This window comes from Pseudomonas sp. P105 (assembly GCF_032614175.1).
Taxonomy (GTDB): Bacteria; Pseudomonadota; Gammaproteobacteria; order Pseudomonadales; family Pseudomonadaceae; genus Aquipseudomonas; species Aquipseudomonas rhizophila.
Genome location: NZ_CP126693.1, coordinates 1089861 through 1110663, shown reverse-complemented (window position 1 = coordinate 1110663; position 20803 = coordinate 1089861). Strand labels below are relative to the sequence as shown.

General features: G+C 58.1%; 21 protein-coding genes and 1 pseudogene. 13 read left to right on the top strand and 9 right to left on the bottom strand.

The genetic code is table 11. The annotated features are described in order from the left end of the window. Positions 1–536: 536 nt before the first annotated feature. Positions 537–1721, top strand: coding sequence for a hypothetical protein (locus QOM08_RS04880; protein ID WP_316912634.1), 1185 nt, complete (start codon positions 537–539; stop codon positions 1719–1721). Positions 1722–1898: 177 nt separating this feature from the next. Here QOM08_RS04880 and QOM08_RS04875 read toward each other — a convergent pair whose 3' ends face one another. Further along, positions 1899–2258, bottom strand: coding sequence for a DUF6124 family protein (locus QOM08_RS04875; protein ID WP_188251299.1), 360 nt, complete (start codon positions 2256–2258; stop codon positions 1899–1901). Positions 2259–2754: 496 nt separating this feature from the next. On the opposite strand from QOM08_RS04875, the gene QOM08_RS04870 reads away from it, so the two are divergent. After that, on the top strand, positions 2755–3984 hold the full coding sequence (locus QOM08_RS04870) for a colicin E3/pyocin S6 family cytotoxin (RefSeq protein ID WP_188252243.1): 1230 nt from the start codon (positions 2755–2757) through the stop codon (positions 3982–3984). Positions 3985–3991: 7 nt separating this feature from the next. Then, positions 3992–4246 (top strand): colicin E3-like toxin immunity protein, encoded by a 255-nt coding sequence (locus tag QOM08_RS04865; protein WP_188252244.1) that lies wholly within the window; start codon positions 3992–3994, stop codon positions 4244–4246. A 37-nt stretch (positions 4247–4283) separates the two neighbouring features. Here QOM08_RS04865 and QOM08_RS04860 read toward each other — a convergent pair whose 3' ends face one another. From QOM08_RS04860 to QOM08_RS04835, 7 genes and pseudogenes are all read right to left on the bottom strand, one after another. After that, on the bottom strand, positions 4284–4517 hold the full coding sequence (locus QOM08_RS04860; RefSeq protein ID WP_188252245.1) for a hypothetical protein: 234 nt from the start codon (positions 4515–4517) through the stop codon (positions 4284–4286). A gap of 4 nt (positions 4518–4521) precedes the next feature. Continuing rightward, on the bottom strand, positions 4522–5004 hold the full coding sequence (locus QOM08_RS04855) for a hypothetical protein (protein WP_188252246.1): 483 nt from the start codon (positions 5002–5004) through the stop codon (positions 4522–4524). A 170-nt stretch (positions 5005–5174) separates the two neighbouring features. After that, positions 5175–5870, bottom strand: a complete 696-nt coding sequence (locus QOM08_RS04850; RefSeq protein WP_107321517.1) for a hypothetical protein — start codon at positions 5868–5870, stop codon at positions 5175–5177. A 224-nt stretch (positions 5871–6094) separates the two neighbouring features. Next, a complete protein-coding gene (locus QOM08_RS04845) occupies positions 6095–6781 on the bottom strand; it encodes a tetratricopeptide repeat protein (RefSeq protein ID WP_188252247.1) in 687 nt (228 codons plus the stop codon). A gap of 14 nt (positions 6782–6795) precedes the next feature. Then, positions 6796–7467 carry a hypothetical protein gene (locus QOM08_RS04840; protein WP_223194574.1) on the bottom strand — a complete coding sequence of 224 codons (672 nt, stop codon included), beginning with the start codon at positions 7465–7467 and terminating at the stop codon, positions 6796–6798. Positions 7468–7610: 143 nt separating this feature from the next. After that, positions 7611–7805: pseudogene (locus QOM08_RS29030) on the bottom strand (hypothetical protein); the annotation flags it as partial. Positions 7806–7839: 34 nt separating this feature from the next. Then, complete coding sequence (locus QOM08_RS04835; RefSeq protein WP_188252249.1) at positions 7840–8805, bottom strand: LysR family transcriptional regulator; 966 nt, start codon at positions 8803–8805, stop codon at positions 7840–7842. Between the two features lie 296 nt (positions 8806–9101). Here QOM08_RS04835 and argH point away from each other — a divergent pair, with 296 nt between their 5' ends. The 8 genes from argH (at position 9102) to QOM08_RS04795 (ending at position 17704) form a co-directional block, all read left to right on the top strand. Continuing rightward, positions 9102–10529 (top strand): argininosuccinate lyase, encoded by a 1428-nt coding sequence (gene argH, locus QOM08_RS04830; protein ID WP_188252250.1) that lies wholly within the window; start codon positions 9102–9104, stop codon positions 10527–10529. A 90-nt stretch (positions 10530–10619) separates the two neighbouring features. Then, positions 10620–11498, top strand: coding sequence for an amino acid ABC transporter permease (locus tag QOM08_RS04825; RefSeq protein WP_107321512.1), 879 nt, complete (start codon positions 10620–10622; stop codon positions 11496–11498). A gap of 10 nt (positions 11499–11508) precedes the next feature. Next, positions 11509–12273 (top strand): amino acid ABC transporter ATP-binding protein, encoded by a 765-nt coding sequence (locus tag QOM08_RS04820; protein ID WP_107321511.1) that lies wholly within the window; start codon positions 11509–11511, stop codon positions 12271–12273. A 39-nt stretch (positions 12274–12312) separates the two neighbouring features. Then, entirely contained in the window at positions 12313–13137 is an 825-nt protein-coding gene (locus QOM08_RS04815; RefSeq protein WP_107321510.1) for an ABC transporter substrate-binding protein, read from the top strand. Positions 13138–13285: 148 nt separating this feature from the next. Then, positions 13286–14134, top strand: a complete 849-nt coding sequence (locus QOM08_RS04810) for a polysaccharide deacetylase family protein (RefSeq protein ID WP_188252251.1) — start codon at positions 13286–13288, stop codon at positions 14132–14134. Further along, positions 14127–15014 (top strand): polysaccharide deacetylase family protein, encoded by an 888-nt coding sequence (locus QOM08_RS04805; RefSeq protein ID WP_188252252.1) that lies wholly within the window; start codon positions 14127–14129, stop codon positions 15012–15014. The genes QOM08_RS04810 and QOM08_RS04805 overlap by 8 nt, the downstream gene beginning before the upstream one ends. After that, positions 15011–16360 carry an MmgE/PrpD family protein gene (locus QOM08_RS04800; protein WP_188252253.1) on the top strand — a complete coding sequence of 450 codons (1350 nt, stop codon included), beginning with the start codon at positions 15011–15013 and terminating at the stop codon, positions 16358–16360. The genes QOM08_RS04805 and QOM08_RS04800 overlap by 4 nt, the downstream gene beginning before the upstream one ends. Before the next feature lie 147 nt (positions 16361–16507). After that, a complete protein-coding gene (locus QOM08_RS04795; RefSeq protein ID WP_188252254.1) occupies positions 16508–17704 on the top strand; it encodes an MFS transporter in 1197 nt (398 codons plus the stop codon). A 109-nt stretch (positions 17705–17813) separates the two neighbouring features. Here QOM08_RS04795 and QOM08_RS04790 read toward each other — a convergent pair whose 3' ends face one another. After that, positions 17814–18521, bottom strand: coding sequence for a class I SAM-dependent methyltransferase (locus tag QOM08_RS04790; protein WP_188252255.1), 708 nt, complete (start codon positions 18519–18521; stop codon positions 17814–17816). Between the two features lie 231 nt (positions 18522–18752). On the opposite strand from QOM08_RS04790, the gene QOM08_RS04785 reads away from it, so the two are divergent. Beyond that, positions 18753–19151: a DUF488 domain-containing protein gene (locus tag QOM08_RS04785; RefSeq protein ID WP_076386252.1), complete on the top strand. Its 399-nt coding sequence runs from the start codon at positions 18753–18755 to the stop codon at positions 19149–19151. A gap of 134 nt (positions 19152–19285) precedes the next feature. Next, positions 19286–20794: a hypothetical protein gene (locus QOM08_RS04780; RefSeq protein ID WP_316913215.1), complete on the top strand. Its 1509-nt coding sequence runs from the start codon at positions 19286–19288 to the stop codon at positions 20792–20794. The last annotated feature ends 9 nt before the right edge of the window (positions 20795–20803 follow it).

The window sequence follows — 20803 nt, the reverse complement described above, 5'->3', positions numbered from 1 at the left end:
TCTTGCTCTCAACTGCGTTACACCCAGAGACGTGGTAACACTTTTTCGTTATTAAAAATATAGATGATGTTATCAGAAAAATTCTCTTTAAAATCAATAGTTTTAGCAATACCGTTACACCTGTAACTGGGGTAACACCACATAAGAATACTCCCCCGCTCCCCGGAGACATCAATTCCATCAGCGATATCTAAGAAACACAGCGCCAAAGCTGTCCGGGAACCTTTAGAAGACACAGCAGGCACGGGTTAGCCTGAGCACTCCCTGCGTAGCGAACAGATGAACTGATCGGTCACCAGTGCATTTGCCCTACGAAACGGCTGGCCGGAGGCCACTTTTACCGACACGGTAATGATGCCCCTTTTTCTTCTAGATCCTTTCAATTTCAACATTGAAATTTCAGTAAGCTGGAGCACCACCCACTACCAAGGCCCCGCGGGTTTCCGACCCCGTGCATCATGATCGACTACAGGGTCCCCGGCGACTTTCGTGGTCTGTCTAGCGGGATGCCCAGGTGCTTGTGAGACTTCGCCCCCATGCACCGACTCAGCTTGGTCGGAAAGCTTGACGAACGCCCGGGTCTCGAGGACAAAGACTTTCTTGTTACCCATGAACCTACGCAGGAATATATGTTTTATACCTCTAAGCCACGCCAACTCATAAAAATCGACGGAGGAATGGATGCGATTCCTGCAGATGAGGTTACGGCAGAACTGATCGACACCTGGGTTTGTTCAAAAGCTTTTGATTTTCTGAAGGCGGTTCCGAGCCGCATTTCGTTTGTTCTAGAGCTGAGCGTCCACAAGGAGGCTTTCTGGAAAAGGCTTGTGGCTCTCGCCCCACGCCGCTACTGGATCAATAGTCAGCAAGCTGGCGTTCTTGTTTTCGACGCAAATCAAGATTGCGGATGCTTACGAACTTATCGCCTAACAACGGGTGAGACACATGATGAACTAGCGTTCACTAACAAACCGTGGATAAAACTTCAGTCGGAAGAGGAGCTTTACAAGCTGCTTGATACACCTACCGGGAAGCACGTATTCGAGGCTTGGCAAGATCACACCCGCAAAATTTTGAGTATGCCGATTCAGTTCGTTGAAGGTCGGCTAGCAAACACCAGCGTAGAAAAAACCTTCGTATTTGCGAAAGGAAATGGATGCGTCGTCTGTGGGAAAAACGCGGAATGCTATGCAGCAACCACGATCGGAAGCCCTACCGCCGCTGTGATGATTCAGATGTCGGTGTGTTCCGAACACTTGGCCTCAGCCAAAGAGCACCCATCCACCTTCAGCTTCTTAGCGTCTCTATTTAGTCTTTCCTGGGATTTGCCAGCGCTAAACAAACTTGACTCCATTCCAGATGACCTTATACCCACTATCCATACCCTAGCGGCAAAGGAGCTAGGTGGTACGGTTGGTTCAGCGCAGAAGCGTAAGCGAGGCTGGCATCTCAGGTTGAGTCTACCCTCTGGCTGGCATTGGTTGCTCCGGGTCAACTCCATGACCGACTTCGCCTACATGCTATACGAACCCGGTATCCCAACAGAACGATATCGAGCCGACTCCGCTAGAGATCATCGCGATGTACCTTTTTTCCCCATCCATCAACATTCCAATCCCGATGAAGACGATGATGAAGTCACACCAAGCTTTCTCTATGGGCACCCACTATTCGACATCAAAGGGTTACTATCTGCTGGTAAGCGGTACGGCGCTTATTAAGCGCCAACATCAAACCGGACTACAGCAATCGTGCCCCTGTATCCCTCCGTGTATCCCTTGATATAAAATCAAGCTATAGACCATGACTTATATGGGGTGCACGAGTCTCCCTCGGGCACAAAAAAGGTCTTGCTAGGCAAGACCTTTTTCAATCCAGGCGGCACGCACGCTGCTGCCCTACCTCACCTCAACAATATCCAAAGCCCGATTCGCCAACAGCTCACTCACCTCAATCACCTGCAAAATCCCCATCGCAACACGCCGTCGCGAACCATCCAGATCAAACGCCAAATCACTGATCATGGCATTCGCCGAAGCCAGATTCTCACTGAGATTCGCAAGCAAACACTCAGAATCCACCCCCGGATCAATCCGTAAAATGGAGTCGGACTTGTCAGACGTTTCGCTTTTAGGCTTGGGTTTCAGGTAAAAATCCAACGCTCGCGTAGCAGCGTCTTCGATTTTCTTGTTACGGGCAGACTGGGCACGGGATGTGGGTTCGTCTGTCGCTGGGGGATTTGGTGTAATTTTCGCCATCTACTTAGATTCCTGTAAGTGATGCTGAAACCATCTCGCGACTAAACCAGAGGGCGGCAGCTGTACGCAGGTTAGTCGACCGGTGAACCTAAGAATCCCGGCGCGCCCGAAGGCGCCCTGCGTACAGCCACCATCAAACAGGAACAGTAAACCTGACCGATAGGGACCTGATACGTCTTAGGTTGAGACGGGCGACTAAACCCGATCACTGATGAGCAGTGACAGGACTCAAACTACCGACGCAACCCAAGGTGAACAAGCCGGCGGATTCTGGCGTAGTTGTAGGCAAAGGCGCAAGGCGAGGTCGGCTGGCGAGTTGCGGGTGCCCAATGTCTGACAGCCTGATCTGACGCTGCAGATTGTTCCGAACCTCAAATAGCCAGCCCTACCTGTATTGAGGAAACCAGAACAACCACTTCAAGAAACCTCCTACATCGCGGCCCTCTCTTCCCGCGTTAGCGTCTGTCCTGCATTTTTTCCGGACGAGACTCACTACGTGGCGGCACGCAAAAACGACATCCCCCAGGTCCGAAACCCGCCCAGCGGCGATGGGCATCACGTCACCTATCGGGACATGACCGCCAGCGAACTGGCCGAGCGCGAAACCCGGCAGCAGGCTTACGAAGCCATGCTTGCCCGGCAAGCTGCCTATGAACACGCGCGCTGGGCCACGGTGGATAACAAGCCTTTGTCCTCCGTGGCCGGATGCGTGTTTGCCAAGAGCTGCAAGCTCCCCAACGGCATCATCGATTACAACAACCCCAACGGCTACGTGCCGGCAGATCTGGTCAAGCAGTACGGCGATCTCATGTGGCTCGGCGGCCGGAGCGCCGCCCCGTCCGGCACGATCCCCCTCAAGCAGATCGGCGCAGGCACGGTTCCCGTTACCTTGGGCAGGCTCGCGCTGGGCGGTTCGGCAACGTCCACGGCTGCAACTGCCGGCGGCACCGTCGGCGCAGCGCTGCTGACCGGCATCGTCGCCCTGCTCTGGCCGTCCAATCTGGGTGACAGCGCGCTCTACAGCGAAGACCAGTTACGCAACCTCAAACAGGCCCGCAGCCGCGTGCGCTTGAGCATCGAGCAGCAGGCCGATGGCAGCCTCAAGGGCTACGGCTTTTACACCGGCCAGAACCGCGATTGGGAAATGGTCGACGTTGTTCAGTTCACCCCGCGAGCCGATCAGTTCATCGCCGACCTGGGGGATGGCATCGAATTGATCTGGACGCCGGCTACCAACCCGTCCGACACCCTCGGCATTCCCGCCCTGGAAGCTGCGCCTCAGGCGCCACCTATTTGGATCTACCCGCCGACGCCGATGGCCGACAGCGTCATCGTCGACCCGATTTATCCGCCGGAGTACAGGGATTTCATTCTGGTATTTCCGGCTGATTCGGGGGTTCGGCCGGTTTATGTGGTTTTGAGTGTTCCTCGAAAGGGCATGGCCGAGACCGGCCACGACTATCACCCAGCTCCGAAAACCCATGAAATTGTTGGCTTCCCTGGATTGAAAAGAGGCAAGAAAAAAACACCTGTACAAGGAGGTGGCGGCCTAAGGGATCGCTGGCTTGATGCGAAGGGCAGAACCATTTACGAATGGGATTCTTCACATGGCGAATTGGAAGCCTATCGTTCGAGCGATGGAAGTCATCTAGGGGCCTTCGATCATATTACGGGCGAGCAGACAGACGGCCCGAAAAAAAACCGTAATATCAAAAAATATTTGTGAGGATCAAATGGGACTCAAACTAAGACTTGAGTGGTATAGCAAGCAAACCGAATCCTGCGAGGGGGAGGAGTATTCCGAAGACTTGGGTGAAGACGGCTCTGTCATTGAAGCCCTAGGGATTCCAATCGAAAACAATGTCAATAACGGAGGGTTTGATGTTCCCCAGGAATGGGTCAAAACCCTCCAGCCTCACTTTCAACACTCAATTGATTGGAGCAGCTACGACTATCAGATTGCTTTCGACTATCGAGACAGCTGGTAGCCACGGAGCGAGTGGTCAATAAAAGAGGAACACAGATTCATGCCATATACCGGGCCCGGCTGAAAAACAGTGCCGCGCCAATGCCAATAGCACTGGTTGAGGCGATCCCCAGATCAAAACCGGAGACGAAAGACGGCAGTGTAAAAATGCTCGCAAACCCCAGGGCAACCAGGGCGATGCCTAGCCATTTCCTGAGGCCGTAGGATTTCATATAGAAAAACAACAGCAGGAACACTGCATATGCCAAGGCGTATAGGCCAAATTCATTCATAGTCTTAGCCGCCTTGAGCCTTGATGATCATAGAGGAAGCGGAGTGTTGCGGACCTATGCCACCGCTGACCTGTGCATCCAAGCTTACGATGACATCACCGGCGTGATAAGTCGGCAATTTGCCCAACGTGAACTCGCGGACAGCCCATCCCACAGGGATGACCGCACCGGGCATGAACTTGCCGGCCGCTGCGGCGAAAACCCCGCTGGTGAGGTTGGCGATACTCATTCGTTGGGTGTTGAGTAAATCACCCTGCTGCCGGGTCAAGGGGTTGGAAATCCCGACCATCATTTGGCAGGGTAGATCCTTGGCGAGCATTTTGTCGTAGAGCTCCACCACCCGGTTGCTCACTTCATAGTGGGCGGCTTTCGCTTCACCAAAATGCAGCGTTCTGAGACTACCCCGCTCATCGGCCGACAAGGTGAAGCGCGATACGCTGAAGATAATTCCATGGCTGCCAGAAAACTGACCGTTTTCAAACTTCAATGCTCGCATCCTTATCGAGTCTGGGAAGACGGGGAGCTTGTCTTAGCTGACGGGCGTTTCGCAAATGGTACCGACTAAGCGCCGCTGGTCAATTTGCTCAAGACAATCTTGTTCCTCCCCACCGCCTTGATGCGCGCCTGCCCCTGCAGCACTTCGGTTTGCCTATGCGGTTATTGCTTCAGGTCTTCAATCAGCTTGCCTACAGCCAAATCAGACACCCGGGAAAACGCCGCACGCGCTGCTTCGGGATCGGTGGCGTACTGCTCAGGGGTGTAAGCGAGGGTGTTGCTTTCATTGAATGCCGAAATGGTATTGAAGTTGCGCCAAACCGAGGTGCCGCTGCGTTTCATGGAGCCGTTGACACCAATGACTGGGTAAAGCACAGAGCTGTAGTTTTTCAGGCTAAGCCCCCACTGCATGACCATGATTTCAACGTCGGCGTCCGCTCTCTCGCCTTGCGCCACGATGGTGAACAGCCCTTCTTGCTTGATGCGCCTCTCGAAGCTTTCACGCACCAGTTTGCCCACATCGATACCGTGGGCTTGCATGTTGTTCAGAATCGCTTGGGAAATATCCGCCGTCGCGCCATCGGCCGCCTTGGTACCCACGACCGAGCCGGCGCCCGTCAACGCGCTTGTGCCAGCGCTCGATGCTCCGGCCAACATGCCAGTCGCTGCACCTGCTCCGGCCCCCAGTCCTGCTCCCCAAGCCTGAGTCATGCTCGTGTATTTGAAGTTTTCTACCGCAAAGTACACGGGAAGGATCTTGATCGTTTTGATCTGGTGGCGGTCTTCGACACTCAAAGACTTGGTTACACACCCGGAAAGCAGGACGACCGAAAGCAACGCGAGAATCAACTTTTTCATGGGTGGGGAAACCGATTACCTGGATGAATGTGGGCTCTGGGCGCCATGACTGACAACCGTTTCAATAGAAGCGGTCTTCTTCTTTCATGCGTTAAATGCGACCGAACGTCCTGAAGGAGATACACAGGAACACCAATGTCAGCAGTACACCGCCAGTCATGACAAAAAACCGGAGCGATACGTGTGTAGCTCGGTGGCGATGCTGTTTATTTTGGGAAACCACCTCACGGCATGGAAATCTTGTACTCGGCGAGCTTGGCCTTGTGCTCCTCACGTACGTACTTCTTGTTGACGATCTGCGAGAACTTCATGAAGTCGGCCTTGGCGCCGTCCTTATCTCCCAAATGGTCGTACGCGATCCCACGCTCGTAATAGGCCCAGGCATAGTCCGCCTGGCGCTCAAGGCCGGTGCTGAATGCTTCAGCGGCCTCTCGGTACTGACCCAGGTCTGTCAGCGCGAGGCCCTGATGATAGTAGGTCGGCATGTGGAAGCCGGAGCCCTTTCCGGCTTCTCCCAGTCCGTTGTCGAGGTTGTACTGCACAAGTTCAAGCGCTTTTTTCGGGTTGCCAGCGTCGCGATACATGCTGCTCAAATCCAGATTGGCGCGCGCATCAGGCTTGGCCTCCAATTGGATGGATTTTTCCTTGGCAGCCACCGCTTCGGGGAAATGCTTGAGGTTGCTGTGGGCGTCGGCCTGCACCGCGTAAATCAAACTTTCCAGCGAGGCGGGCAAGGTATTTTTCTGCAGACATAGATCACCTTCCTGTAGCGCCAGGGGGTAATTTTCGGCTTTGGACGCCTTAATCTGATTTGTGCAGTGCGCGAGGTTGGCTTTTTGCGGGTTCTGCATTCCGGCACATCCTGTGAGGATGAAGGAGCAGGCGATCAGTGCGGGCCAGCGAGCATTCATGAAAAGTATCCTTGTTAGTCGAACAGACGAGCGTTGAGGTCAGGGCGATAGACCTGCAAGAGCGGCGCGGTCACGGTGCCTTGTAGCGAGCAGAACACGGTGGTGTGCCCTGCCAGCGGCGGTGTTGTGTCGCCCGTGTCGACCATCAACACGCGGTCTACGAAACCAAACGGAGTGACGACGCCGGGGCCGGTCAATCCTTCGGTGCGCCATTGGCCGATCGGGTCACCAACGCGGCGAATTTCGGCGCGGGTAATGGCTTTGCCCTGACCGACAAAACGCGCGTTATCGACGATCAACGGTTTGAGTTTTGCGGCCACCTCTTGCGGCGAACCATCGGCTACGAAACCCCAGAACAGAAAATTGCCGACATTCTTGATGGTTTCGGCCTGGTTGTAATAGCCGACCATCTGCACGCCGTTGACGATCAGGGGCGTTTCGAAGTGTTGGTAAGTGCCGCCTTCCTGTAGCGGGCTCATGATGGTCGGTGCCTTGACCGAGCCGTAATCACTCAGGCGTACGGTACCTGCCGGCAGGCGGGCATCGCGCAGACTCTCGAAGAAATGCGCATCGCAACGGGAAAATTCGGTCAGCAGTTGTTCGGGCGTGGTGACGGTCTGAGCCTGGGCATTGCAGGCAGCGGCGACAGCGAGCAAAGCAACGCCAGAAAAAACAGAGCGGAACATTAGATTCATCCGTGAGGTGGAAACGAAGTCTGTCGGCCTATGAATCGCGAACTTTAGCAAGACGGGTCTGCGGGAGAAGGCCTAAGTGCCGAATCCTGCAGATAAGGCTGCATAGCGAAGGGAGCGGGTTTAATTTCAAGCCACTAAATAATTCCGGGGCCGGGTGTATCGGGTTGGGTGGTTTTGGGGCTGCTGCGCAGCCCAGCGGGGATAAATCCCCTCGCCACAAGTTCGGGTGCTCTTGCGTGGCCGTACGGCGGGATGTCATGTGCCGCTGGGCCCCACTTTGCTGTGATATTACGCAACCCAAGCCAGATCAGTTTGGTTGCCGCGTCGTCGGGGCGGGAGCTATCTATTACTTAATGATTGTTATCAAGTCGACGCCTTCAAATCGACGCCCAATGCCTGGGCAAATGCCTTCACCAGCGGACTGCGCACGATGTTGTGACGCAGGATCAGATTAAACGGTGTGCTGATGTGAATGAGGTCCGGCCGCAAGGCTCGCAATTGCCCTTCAGACACCATCGACGCGGCGTAATGCTGCGGGAGAAAACCCACGAAACGCCCGGTCTTGATCAGCAGCGCCACGGCTTCCACCTGGGTCGCCGAGGCGGAAAAACTGTCGTACCGGGCAAAATTCAATTTGTCGCGATGGATCGCGTAGCGATGGTTGATGCACTCGTACTCCTTGAGTACGTTGCTGCCGATTTCTGCGTCCGACACCGCAAACAACGGGTGGCCGATCGCGCAGTAAACCTCTGAGCGTTCTTCATACAACGCGTAATAGTCGAACTCTTCGCGCTTCTGATAAACCGGTACGATACCGGCCACCAGGCGCCCCTCTACGACCCCTCTTTCAACCTCATCCAGTTGTGAGGTCTGAAGTTGAAACCTTACTTTCGGTGACTCTTTATTTATTCGTTCAAGCGCTGCAACTAACGGTGAATTAATGTCGGAAATAGTATTGTCAATGACGCCCACTCCCAGGTCACCAACAAGTTCGTTCTGCGCGGAACTAAGCCGATCACGAAAGTTATCGACCGAGGCAAATAAATCAATCGATGCCTGATACACCAATCGGCCTTCTTCGGTCAGATGAAAACCCTCTCGACCTCGGGTGCACAAGCGCATACCAATACGAATTTCAAGGTCGGAAATTTGTTTGCTGATGGCCGCCAACCCCACATTCAGCTCGTTCTGCGCCGCACTGAAACCGCCAGCCTCGACCACAGCCTTGAACACTTTGAGCAGTTTGAAATCCAGCCCGCTGAGGGCCAGCGGCGCCCGATGCAGCGTTTTTGGCGCCGGGTTTCCGGAATTGGAAAGTGGGGTTTCCATAATGCTTATTTACCTCTGGCGCGCTATTCAACAACCTGTGTCCAACAACAAAAATAAAGCTGGCCAATAATAATGAACACAGAAAACCAGGCTTGGCAACCGCTAATAATCCCCGTACTTCAGTGCCAACTCACTGACTTCGAACTGCTAAAAGCTGACACTTCGATCAGCTCTCGCAACGCTGCAACTGCCCTCTTGAAAACTGCTTAGGCCGAACCACGCCCGAATTATTTCCGGCGGGTCTTCTCGGCTCTTCGCATCCATATCAGTTCGCTTTACCGACGAGGAAAATAACAATGTCTCACCCCACCGAACGTCTCTGGGGGGCCCGTTTCAAAAGCGGTCCCTCCGAAGCCCTGGCGGCCCTGTCCCGTTGCCCTGAGCGTTACTTTCGCCTGACCCCGTACGACCTCGCCGGCTCCAAGGCCCATGCCCGTGAGCTGCAACGCGCCGGACTGTTGAGCGAGCAGGAAACCCACACCATGCTCGACGCGCTGGAAGGTATCGGCGCTGATTTCAAAGCCGGCAGCATCGCGCCAACGCTGGATGACGAAGACGTCCACACGTTCATCGAACGCCTGCTGACCGAGCGCCTCGGCCCATTGGGCGGCAAGCTGCGCGCCGGCCGTTCGCGCAACGACCAGACCGCCAACGACCTGCGTCTGTTCCTGCGCGACCACGTGCGCACCCTGGCCGTCGAAGTACTTGCCTTGCAACAAGCGCTGGTCGATCAGGCCGAACAACACATCGAAAGCATCTGCCCAGGCTTCACTCACCTGCAACAGGCGCAACCGATCGTCTTTGCCCATCACTTGCTCGCTCACGCCCAATCGATGCTGCGTGACGTGCAACGACTGGTGGACTGGGACATCCGCACCGCGCTGTCGCCACTCGGCGCCGCCGCCATGGCCGGTTCCGCCATCGCGCGCCTGCCGCAGCAGTCGGCTAGGGAAATGGGTTACAGCGGCGTCTGCGAAAACTCCATCGATGCGGTGGCCAGCCGCGATCACGTCGCCGAATTCCTGTTTATTGCCAGCATGCTCGGGATCAACATTTCCCGCCTTGCCGAAGAATTTTGTCTGTGGTCATCGCGGCAATTTCGCTGGGTTGCCCTGGACGATGCCTACGCCACCGGTAGCTCAATCATGCCGCAGAAGAAAAACCCGGACATTGCCGAACTGGCCCGGGGCAAGGCAGGTCGCCTGATCGGCAACCTCACCGGTCTGCTCTCTACCCTGAAATCGCTGCCACTGTCATACAACCGCGACTTGAGCGAAGACAAGAACGGCGTGCTCGACAGCGTCGACACCTTGCTGCTGGTCCTGCCCGCCATGGCCGGGATGGTCGCGACCATGAAGGTCAACGTTGAAGAGTTGCGCCGCCAGGCACCGCTCGGGTTCACCCTCGCGACCGAAGTGGCCGACTGGCTGGCGGTGCGCGGGGTGCCGTTCAAGGAAGCCCATGAAATCACCGGCGCGTTGGTTCAGGCCTGTGAGAAACACGACATCGAGTTGTGGGAAGCCTCGCCGGCGCTGTTGGCCGAAATCGATCCGCGCCTGACCCCGGAAGTACGCGACAGCCTGACGCTAGAAGCCGCCATCGCTGCCCGTAGCGGTTGGGGTGGTACCGCGCCGCAGCAGGTGCGCGAGCAGATCGGCCGGTTGAAGACCGCCCTCGCCGCGCAACACGAATGGACCAAGAACTATCAGGGCTTCCGCCTCTGATAGACAACGCAAAACCCTGGTAGGAGCTGGCAAGCCGGCACCTGCAAGGAAATGTGTTTGACCTGCAATACCCGTGTTCGGAGAAACAACATGAGTCAGACTCAGGCAGAACGACTTCAGGCGGAGCGCAAACTGGCGGAAAACCAGTTTGATATAACCCAGTACGACCACGTGCCACGTCGTTACTACGGGCGGATTTTTTTCGCCACCGTGATCCTCATAGCGATCATCGGCCTGGTACGCGCCTTTGCCGAAGGCAAGATCGAATGGTCGTACATCGGCCAGTTCCTCACCTCCCAAGCGATCATGTGGGGCTTGCTCAATACCATCGTCATGGCCGTGCTGGCGATGGGGCTGGGTATTGTGTTCGGGGTGATCACGGCGATCATGCGCATGTCGGCCAACCCGATCCTGCGTTACGTGGCGGTGACCTACACCTGGCTGTTTCGCGGCACGCCGCTGATCCTGCAACTGCTGTTGTGGTTCAACCTGGCGCTGATCTTCCCCACCATCGGTATTCCCGGCCTGTTCGAAATGGACACCGTGAGCCTGATGACGCCATTCGCGGCCGCCCTCCTGGGCTTGAGCATCAACCAGGGCGCCTACACCGCCGAAGTGGTGCGCGCCGGCCTGTTGTCGGTGGACACCGGGCAGTACGAAGCCGCCAAGTCGATTGGCATGCCACGCCTGCAAGCCCTGCGCCGGATCATCCTGCCGCAGGCGATGCGGATCATCATTCCGCCGGTCGGCAACGAGTTTATCGGCATGGTGAAAATGACCTCGCTGGCGAGCGTCATCCAGTACTCGGAACTGCTCTACAACGCCCAGAACATCTACTACGCCAACGCCCGGGTGATGGAGCTGCTGATCGTCGCGGGTATCTGGTACCTGGCCACCGTCACCGTCCTGTCCTTTGGTCAAAGCCGTCTGGAGCGTCGTTTCGCTCGCGGCGCCGGCAAGCGTTCTTGAGGAGCCCTACATGAGAAGCATCGTCAAGGCCGTGAGTCTGAACAAGTATTACGACCAGTTTCACGCGCTCAAAGACATCAATATCGAAGTCGAGCAAGGTGAAGTGCTGTGCATCATCGGCCCGTCCGGTTCCGGTAAAAGCACCTTGCTGCGTTGCGTCAACCAACTGGAAAAGATCGACAAGGGTGGCTTGTGGGTCGATGGCGAACTGGTGGGTTACCGCATCGTCGGCAACAAACTGCACGAACTCAACGAGTCCCAGATCGCCCGTCAACGTCTGTCCACCGGCATGGTGTTCCAGCGTTTCAACCTGTTTCCGCACATGACTGTGCTGCAAAACATCATCGAAGGGCCCTGCCAGGTGCTCAAGCGTTCGCCCAAAGAGGCAAATGAAGAAGCCCTGGAATTGCTCGCCCGCGTCGGCCTGACCGACAAGCGCAACAGCTACCCGATCGAACTTTCGGGTGGCCAGCAGCAACGCGTAGCCATTGCGCGTGCATTGGCCATGCGCCCCAAGCTGATGCTGTTCGATGAACCCACTTCGGCACTCGACCCGGAACTGGTCGGTGAGGTGCTGTCGGTGATGCGCGACCTCGCGCAGACCGGCATGACCATGATCGTCGTCACCCATGAACTGGGCTTCGCTCGCGAGGTTTCCAATCGCATGGTGTTCATGGACGGCGGGCAGATCGTGGAGGCTGGAAGCCCCGAAGAAATACTAATAAGTCCGCAAAACCCTCGCACCCAAAGCTTCATTTCTGCCGTTCGAACCTAAGCGCCCTTTGGCGCTCACAACACTCAAAAGAGAACGACCATGAAGAACTTCGTAATCCCAGCAGTACTCGCAGGCTTGATGGCCTCCAGCTTCAGCTTCGCCGCCGAACTGCCGGCCAGCATCAAGGACAAGGGCGAGATCGTCGTCGCGATCATGCCGAACTATCCGCCGATGGATTTCAAGGACCCGGCCACCAACCAGTTGACCGGCCTGGACTATGACCTGGGCAACGCCTTGGCCGAACGCTTGGGCATCAAGATCAAATGGCAGGAAACTGGCTTCGAACAAATGATCAACGCGCTCACCACCGACCGCGTCGACATGGTGCTGTCGGGCATGACCGACACCGCCGAACGTCAGGCCAGCGTGACCTTCGTTGACTACTTCACCAGCGGTCCGCAGTTCTACACCCTGCAAAAGAACAAAGACATCAACGAGATTATCGACCTGTGCGGCAAGAAAGTCGGCACCAGCCGCCGCACCACCTTCCCTACGGAAATCGCCGAGTGGAGCAAGGCCAACTGCGAAGCGGCGGGTAAACCGGCGATCAACGTGGTGGGCACCGAAGGCTCCGCCGACGCCCGTGCGCAACTGCGCCAGAGCCGTATCGACGCGGCGATGCAAGGCAGCGAAACCCTGCCGTACCTCAAGACCCAGGAAAAGGACATGTACAAGACCGTGGGCCTGCCGATCTCGTCGCAGTTCACCGGCCTGGGCGTCAGCAAGAAAAAACCTGAGCTGAGCGAAGCGGTGAAAGTCGCACTGCAGAGCATGATCGACGACGGCAGCTACCAGGCGATCCTGAAGAAGTGGGAGCTGGAGCTGGGCGCGATCAAGACGGCGACCATTAACGCCGGGAAGTAACCGCAAGGAACAAGCCTGTCCGTTTGTTGTGGGAGCGAGCCTGCTCGCGATGGTGTGTCAGTCGACACGGGTGCGCTGATACGCCATCGCGAGCAGGCTCGCTCCCACACGGATTGGGCTTTACCTATGAAATAGCTGGAGCACCACGATGTCCTCCTCACCCCAACCCACCTGGCCGGCGCCGCACAAAGCCTGCCTCGCCCTGGCCTTCGACCTCGACGGCCCCACCGGCGATGCCATGCTCAACGGCTCGATCTGGCACAAGCCTGAGTATTTCGGATTTGGCGGTTATGGTCCTTACCGGGCGCTGCCGCGACTGCTCGATCTGCTCGACGCCTTCGGCATCCCGACCACCTTCTTCGTCCCGGCCTGGGTCGTTGAGAACTGGCCGAAGCAGTGCCAGGCGATTGTCGAGCGCGGGCATGAGGTGGCGTACCACGGCTACAAGCACGAATCCTTTTACGCCCTGACGCTGGAACAGCAGAAGGACGTGATGAAGCGCTGCCGCGAGGTGTTCTGGAACCACTTGAACATCCGCGCCGAAGGCTTTCGCACCCCCTCCGGCGACTGGCGCGCCGAGACCCCGGCGATGCTGGTCGAGGCCGGCGTGACCTATTCCAGCAGCATGCGTGGCGATGACCGCCCGTACCTGGTGAAGGTGCCGGGTTTTGACACGCCCCTGGTGGAGATCCCCGGCCGCTGGGAGATGGATGACTACGCCTCACTGGCTTATACCCGCGCGCCGGATTTTCCGTCAGGGCTGGATCGCACCGCCAGCTATGAGCTGACCCTGGACAACTGGTGTCGCGAATACGACGGCGCCATGAATGAAGGCTTGTGCCTGACCACCCTGTTCCATCCCAAGATCACCGGCAAGCCGGGACGCATCCTGCTGCTGGAAAAACTCTTCGAACACATGCGCCAGCGCAACGACGTGTGGTTTGCCACCTGCCGCGATGTCGCGCAGTGGTGGCTCAAGGAGCATCACCATGGCTGATTCGGTTTTCTGGCCCCTGGGCTACCGCTGCGCTGTCGTGTTGACGGTCGATTACAACGACATCCACGGCATTCTCACCCAGGCCCCGGAAGTCGCCGGGCGCGACAAGACCCTGTCCGTGTGGCGTTACGGCACACAACGGGGTGTCGAGCGCCTGTTGGGGCTGTTCGACGAACTGAAGGTGTGCAGCAGTTGGTTCATTCCCGGCATCGTTGCCGAAGAAAACCCGCAACACATCCAGGCGATTCAAGCAGGCGGGCATGAGATTGCCTGCACCGGTTATCGCCACTGCAACTACGACACTCTCGACCTGGCGCAGCAGCGTGACGAAATCGCCCGAGGGTGTGCAGCATTGCAGGCGCTGACCGGCCAGCGCCCCAGCGGTTTTCGCATCCCCGCCGGCAATGGCGCACCGGGGTTCATCGAGGCCTTGGGCGAACACGGCATAAGCTGGTCGTCGTCATGGCGTGGCGATGATTTGCCTTTCGCTCACCCTACGGCACCCGGGATTATCGAACTGCCGTTGCACTATGAACTGGAGGACGAGCCCTACTTCGCCTTCAACCTGAGCCCGGCGGTACCACCTGCGCAATCGCGGATCGCTTCCTACAGTCACACTCTGGGCAATCTGCAAATGGACTTCGCCGGCTTTCACCGCTTCGGCCTGTGTTACGTGCTGCGCCTGCATCCCGAGATCATCGGCACGCCGGGGCGAATCGGCGTGTTGCGCGAGCTGCTGCGGAGCATCCAGCAGCACGATGATGTATGGATCGCCCGAGGTTGCGAAGTCGCCCAATGGTGGGCGGACTCGGCGCTGCCAACGGCCGGCGATCACCCCGCCTCGGTGTACGAGCGGCACTATCGGGACTACCTGCTATGACCGAGCGCCTGCAGCGACTGGCGCAGTTCTGCGTCGACACTCGCTTCGAAGACTTGCCTGCGGCGCTGGTGGCGCAGGCCAAACGGCACATCCTCGATACGTTCGGAGCGGCATTGGCCGGCGCGGACAGCGACGTCGCACGGCAGGCACGTCAGGTCTTCGAGGGCGAAACCGGCAACAGCCTGGTCTGGGGCACCAACCTGCGACTCGGCGCCGCCCAGACGGCAATGCTCAACGGCGTCGCCGCCCATGCGCTGGAACTGGACGACACCGGTGGCTGCGACCACTCCGGAGCGGTGGTCCTGCCGGCGGTGATGGCCGCGGTGTCGATGGCGCCCGGAACGGTCAACGGTCGTGAGCTGATCACGGCCGTGGTGCTTGGCTATGAAGTCGGTCGCCGGGTGCTCGAAGCCTGCGGCGGCTATTCGGCGCACAACGGCGCGGGGTGGCATTCCACTGCCACCTGCGGGGTGTTCGGCGCAGCAGCCGCCGGTGCGCGCGTCCTGAGACTGGACGCCGGGCAAACGCTCGCTGCGCTTGGCATTGCGGGCAGTTTCAGCGGGGGCTTGTGGGCGTTCATCCATGACGGCTCGCAAAGCAAGAAGCTGCACAGCGGCCGTGCGGCTGAAGGAGGATTGCTGGCCGCGCGGTTTGCCCAGCAGGGCATCACCGGGCCGGCCAGGCTGTTCGATGACGTCTGGGGCGGTTTTCTCAAGACCCTGGCCGGGCCGACGGCAGAACCGCAAGCGCTGGACGCGGATCTGGGCTCGGTGTGGAAACTCGCCCGCTGCTCGATCAAGCCCTATGCCTCGTGCCGTGGCACCCATTCGGCCATCGATGCGCTGGGGTTGCTGCTGGATCAGTTGCAAGTCGGCGCCGATCAGGTCGAAGACATTCAGGTGTCGTTGTGCGGGTTTCTACAGGACATGTGCGGTGGCCAGGATGTCAGCACGCTGCCGGCAGCGCAGATGAGCCTGCCTTACGCCCTGGCGGCGCGGCTGGTACACGGGCATTGCGGACTTGAAGCCTATGACGAGACCACGCGCCGCGACCCGCGGATTGACCGCTGGCTGTCGCGCATTCGCCTTGAAGTTGACCCGCGACGGTCAGAGGATGGCGAACCCGTGGTCTGCGTGCGGACCGTGGACGGTCGGCAGGCGCGGCTGTGCGTCGATCCGCCCTTGGGTGCGCCAGCCAATCCGATGAGCGATGCGGCGCTGGAGCAGAAATTTTTCAGCCTGGCGGAGCGAGTGATGCCGCGGGTACAAGCCGAGGCGTTGCTGGGGCAACTAGCGCGGCTAGAAACGCTGGAGTCGGTTGGACTGCTCGAGCGGTGGTTGGGTTGAAACTTTTATTGCCTGATCGGGCGTTATCGCGAGCAGGCTCGCTCCCACAATTGAATTACCTTCCCCTGTGGAAGCGAGCCTGCTCGCGATGGCAGTGCCTCGGCGCAAACAAACGCTAAAAACTGGAATAAGGACATCTGCCCCACCGTGGCCACTTACTCGCTCGTCATCCGCCGCCTGATGATCGTTTCACTGACTATCGTCGTCAGCCGAGCCATTACCAGCCCGTTGCTCACCCTGTTCCTGAGCAACAAACTCGGTCTCAACCAACAGGACGTCGGTTTGTTGCTGGGCATCGCGGTGTTCATTGCCACCCTGCTCGCGCTCTACGGTGGCTACATCATCGATCGCCTGGAGAAACGCCGGCTACTGATCCTGACCATGCTCTCCAGCGCCATCGGATTCGTACTGCTGACCTTCGCCCAGAACCTCTACCTGACTACCCTGACCCTGGTGATCACCGAAACCGCGTCGGCCCTGTTCCTGATCGGTTCCAAGGCGATCCTCAGCGAAAACCTGCCCGTGGGACAGCGGGCCAAGGCGTTTTCCTTACGCTACACCCTTACCAATATCGGCTACGCCACCGGCCCGATGCTCGGCGTGGTGATTGCCGGGGTGTACCCGATTGCACCGTTCTTGATTGCCGGCGCCATCGCTTTCGGCAGCATCTTCCTGATGAGCGGCATTCCCAGCGACTCGGCCCCGGCCCCCGCGATCGGTCAGCCACAGAGTTTTCTCAAGACCCTGGTGACCCTGAAAAACGACCGCACGCTGATCATGTTCACCTGCGGCTGCCTGCTCAGTACCGTGGTCCACGGGCGTTTTACCCTGTACCTGTCGCAATACCTGCTGGTGGTCGAGGACTCCCAGCGCGCGCTGCAAACCATGGCGGCCCTGCTCGCCTGCAATGCGATTGCCGTGATCCTGCTGCAATACCAGATCGGCCGCTTTCTCAAGCGCGAACAGCTGCGTTACTGGATCGCCGGTGGCACCAGCCTATTCATCCTCGGTCTGATCGGCTTCAGCCTGGCCGACAGCCTGGTGTCCTGGTGCGTGGCGATGTTCATTTTCACCCTCGGTGAGATGATCATTTACCCTGCCGAATTCCTCTTCGTTGACACCCTGGCACCGGAAGAACTGCGCGGCAGCTACTACGGCGCGCAGAACCTCGCGGCCCTGGGCGGCGCGTTGAGCCCGGTGATCTGCGGCTTCCTGCTCATGCACACCCCAGCGCCGACGATGTTCTATGCCTTGAGCTTGTTGACGGCGCTGGGCGGCACACTGTGCTTCATGAGTGGGCGGCGAGTCGCGCTACAGCAAAATTATGCAAACAAGCAGCATTAATATGAATGAGTCAGCATCCGTAACGAACGGCACACCGCGCCTCGCTCCACCCGCTCAGTCTTCAAGGCCCTACCCGTCATCTACGCACGCTTATGAAAATGTCTCTAACTCACTCCAGATGTGCTCGCCGCGTACAGACCCATCCGTGCATCAATCCCGCCTGAAAGAACTGTACAGGGGTGTCAAACCCGGCGGCCTTGATAAGGCTCGCGACCTGTTGCGCAGGCAGGATCGCAACATCTCTGGCGTAAGCAATACGCGCTCGCTCCAGCACTTCTGGCTGAAGACCATGGGAGGACATCAATGTCATCCAACTTCGTAACAGCACCTCATAGGCAGGCGATTCGGTATCAGAGGCAAGGTCGGCGTTCGCCAATATTCCGTGGGGTTTAAGGCGCTGGGCTATTTCGCGAAAGAACCTGGTGCGGGCATCTTCTTCCAACAAGAATTGGGAGACCAGCAAGCAGGTAGCCGCGTCGTAGCTGGCCTCGGCGACGAGCGTATCCAGGTAGCCTTCGTGAAAATAGCAGCGCGCGAGAAAGCCATGCTGAACGGCCCTCTGACGACAGACATCAAGCATAGCGCCCGAAGGGTCGACAGCAGTGAAATGCCAGCCGGGGAAGCGCTCCGCCAGATGGGCAAGTTCCGCCCCCGTGCCAACGCCGACGCAGAGTATCCGGGCATTTTCCGGCAGGCCGGCGAACTGAGATTCGAGCAGCAAATAGAGGGCGGCGCGAATCGGCGCCATCCTTTCCCATTGCTTGTCGTAGCTGACAGCTTGCTGGTCGAACAATATCTTGAGGTCTTCACTGCGCATAGGGCACCTTGTGTCGTGATAGACGCATCGCGTAACCGCGGTACTGCTTTCAGTATCCCAGACCTGTCAAGCCCCACACCTTTGCGGCCGCCATGCTGTGGATCAGCACTTCCCAGGACCCCAGTCGAGCATTGATATTAGGATTATCTCAGCAGGTTGCGCGGGGGGACTCAACCCGATCACTGACCTCGGCCTATTCTGACGCTGTCCCCTCTCCCACAGGCAGGCCCCATGATCCACTGCAAACGAGCCTACGAAGCAGCCAGCACCGAGGACGGCGTACGGGTGCTGGTGGACCGTCTATGGCCGCGTAATTGTCGCAAGGACGAACTCCCCATCGCGCAGTGGTTGCCAGAGGTGGCGCCTTCTCATGAGTTGCGCAAGGCGTTCAAAGCGGGGGCGGTTTCGTTCGAGCAGTTCAAGTTGGCCTATCGCAAGGAGTTGGCTGCGCGGCCGGAGGGTTGGTGGCGGTTGGTGGATGTTGCGCGGGGCGGCAATCTCACTCTGGTGTATGCCGCCAAGTCCACGGTCGAGAACAATGCCGTGGTGTTGGCTGAATGGTTGGAGGATGAGGTGGAGAAGCGGGCGGAGGGGAGTTCGCCGGTTTGTTATTTGGGTGGGGAGTTCTGATGGGCGGCAGGATGGTTTTGGGGCCGCTGCGCAGCCCAGCGGGAGCAAGCTCCCTCGCCACGGTGGTAGTTATTTTTTCAGGCGGGGTACGGCTAAGATGGCGCGCAGGCGAGTTCACAAGGAAGGCTGGCGTGATGCAATCCCGTTTTGATCCCTTGGTTCATATCGATTGGAAAACACCCGGCGCTGAGTTGCTTGGGCTGCTGCAGCATTACTATCCCGACATCGGTGTGTTTTCCGGGCCGGAATTCGAGACGCTGTTGGATGAGCTTTCCAACGAAATGGCCGAGGTCTGTTTCGAGGCGTTGGTACCTGTGCTGGCGCGTCACGGCTTTGACCTGTGGAACCTGGACGCCGGCGGTGATGATTACCGACCGGTGATTGTCCCAGCCGATCAACGCGAGGCTTTTGCACAACACTGGCAAGGCCAAAGCGCAGAACCGAGATTCACGCCGAGGCTGATCGAGCTGCAAAAGCCTGCCGCCCCCGACCGTAAATCCAGCAAGCCCAAGCGCAGCAAGTTGAACTGGCTACAGGACGTCCACGACTATCCCGGCCCCACTTATGTGCATGACTACAACTACCGCAACGGCTGGGCCGCCATCACCGAGCAGGACGAAGACCAGTGGCTGTGTTTTCTGATCGATTACAACCCATGGCCGCCCGCTGAGCAGGACATGCTCGAACACCGCACCGATGGGGTGGACGGCGCAGACTTGCAGCTCATCGATGCCAATGCCCAACGCAGCCTGTGGAAGCGCCGGGTGAAAAGCGGCGCTTACAGTTCAGATGACCGCTACCAATACGAGATTCGCCAGGGCGATGACATCCAAAGTTTCGGACCTGTCGGGATGCAATGGTCGGAGTTTGAAGATCCCTGTGTCGTGGTCGACTCGGAGATATTCGAACGTCAGCGTATTTACGAACCCGAGCATTTGACGCGAATCTGGCGGATCACGGCTGACTCCAGCGAGGTCATTTTCGAGTACGCGGATGAACTGACGATCCTGCCCATCGGCCCGCGCCGTTTGCTGTTCATGCAGCACAACGGCCCGCGGTGTTGGGTCTGGAATCAAGACCCGCCGCACCAGGCCATTGCCGCCAAGCCGATGCCGGCTGACGCCTATAAATTGCGGGCGGCGACCGCGTACCTGGGCGGTGACGAGGTCCTGCTGTTCAGCGAAGGCGAGCGGCAGAATCTTGAGCACTCGGGCTATCAGGAGACGGTGCTGCTGGCGTGGCGCTTCAACTTCGTGACCGGCGCTACGACGAAGGCGCTGTTGGACGGCTTTGGCAGTGAGCTGCGCCAGGACACGCGCCTGCTGGTTACGCAGCCCAAGCAGGTCATCACGTTGCGCACGTTTCATGGGCAACTGCATGTTGCCCGGGGGCATGGGGATTGGTGGGTGTGGAATTACCGGACGAATACGTTTGGCACGCAGACCTTGGCGTGGTTTTGGAATCAGCGCAGCGATGAGGTGGTGAAGCTGTCGTCCAAGGATATTGCGCGGGTCAAGCCGGAGATTCGTTACCTGGCGGCGCAGGATCGGTATCTGGCGTTTGAGGCGGAGTTTGTGGCGCGGTTACCGGGGTTTGCGCAGATGGTTGAGGCTAAGGGGTGTGAGGTTTTGGTCTTTGAGTGAGGCGGCTTT

Excerpts from the sequence above, each read along its gene's own strand:
- QOM08_RS04820 (WP_107321511.1), top strand. The coding sequence starts at position 11,509 with ATGAGAAGCATCGTCAAGGCCGTGAGTCTGAACAAGTATTACGACCAG.
- QOM08_RS04810 (WP_188252251.1), top strand. The coding sequence starts at position 13,286 with ATGTCCTCCTCACCCCAACCCACCTGGCCGGCGCCGCACAAAGCCTGC.
- QOM08_RS04835 (WP_188252249.1), bottom strand. The coding sequence starts at position 8,805 with ATGGAAACCCCACTTTCCAATTCCGGAAACCCGGCGCCAAAAACGCTG.
- QOM08_RS04790 (WP_188252255.1), bottom strand. The coding sequence starts at position 18,521 with ATGCGCAGTGAAGACCTCAAGATATTGTTCGACCAGCAAGCTGTCAGC.
- QOM08_RS04800 (WP_188252253.1), top strand. The coding sequence starts at position 15,011 with ATGACCGAGCGCCTGCAGCGACTGGCGCAGTTCTGCGTCGACACTCGC.
- QOM08_RS04840 (WP_223194574.1), bottom strand. The coding sequence starts at position 7,467 with ATGTTCCGCTCTGTTTTTTCTGGCGTTGCTTTGCTCGCTGTCGCCGCT.
- QOM08_RS04865 (WP_188252244.1), top strand. The coding sequence starts at position 3,992 with ATGGGACTCAAACTAAGACTTGAGTGGTATAGCAAGCAAACCGAATCC.
- QOM08_RS04825 (WP_107321512.1), top strand. The coding sequence starts at position 10,620 with ATGAGTCAGACTCAGGCAGAACGACTTCAGGCGGAGCGCAAACTGGCG.
- argH (WP_188252250.1), top strand. The coding sequence starts at position 9,102 with ATGTCTCACCCCACCGAACGTCTCTGGGGGGCCCGTTTCAAAAGCGGT.
- QOM08_RS04860 (WP_188252245.1), bottom strand. The coding sequence starts at position 4,517 with ATGAATGAATTTGGCCTATACGCCTTGGCATATGCAGTGTTCCTGCTG.
- QOM08_RS04850 (WP_107321517.1), bottom strand. The coding sequence starts at position 5,870 with ATGAAAAAGTTGATTCTCGCGTTGCTTTCGGTCGTCCTGCTTTCCGGG.
- QOM08_RS04805 (WP_188252252.1), top strand. The coding sequence starts at position 14,127 with ATGGCTGATTCGGTTTTCTGGCCCCTGGGCTACCGCTGCGCTGTCGTG.
- QOM08_RS04780 (WP_316913215.1), top strand. The coding sequence starts at position 19,286 with ATGCAATCCCGTTTTGATCCCTTGGTTCATATCGATTGGAAAACACCC.
- QOM08_RS04815 (WP_107321510.1), top strand. The coding sequence starts at position 12,313 with ATGAAGAACTTCGTAATCCCAGCAGTACTCGCAGGCTTGATGGCCTCC.
- QOM08_RS04875 (WP_188251299.1), bottom strand. The coding sequence starts at position 2,258 with ATGGCGAAAATTACACCAAATCCCCCAGCGACAGACGAACCCACATCC.
- QOM08_RS04785 (WP_076386252.1), top strand. The coding sequence starts at position 18,753 with ATGATCCACTGCAAACGAGCCTACGAAGCAGCCAGCACCGAGGACGGC.
- QOM08_RS04880 (WP_316912634.1), top strand. The coding sequence starts at position 537 with ATGCACCGACTCAGCTTGGTCGGAAAGCTTGACGAACGCCCGGGTCTC.
- QOM08_RS04845 (WP_188252247.1), bottom strand. The coding sequence starts at position 6,781 with ATGAATGCTCGCTGGCCCGCACTGATCGCCTGCTCCTTCATCCTCACA.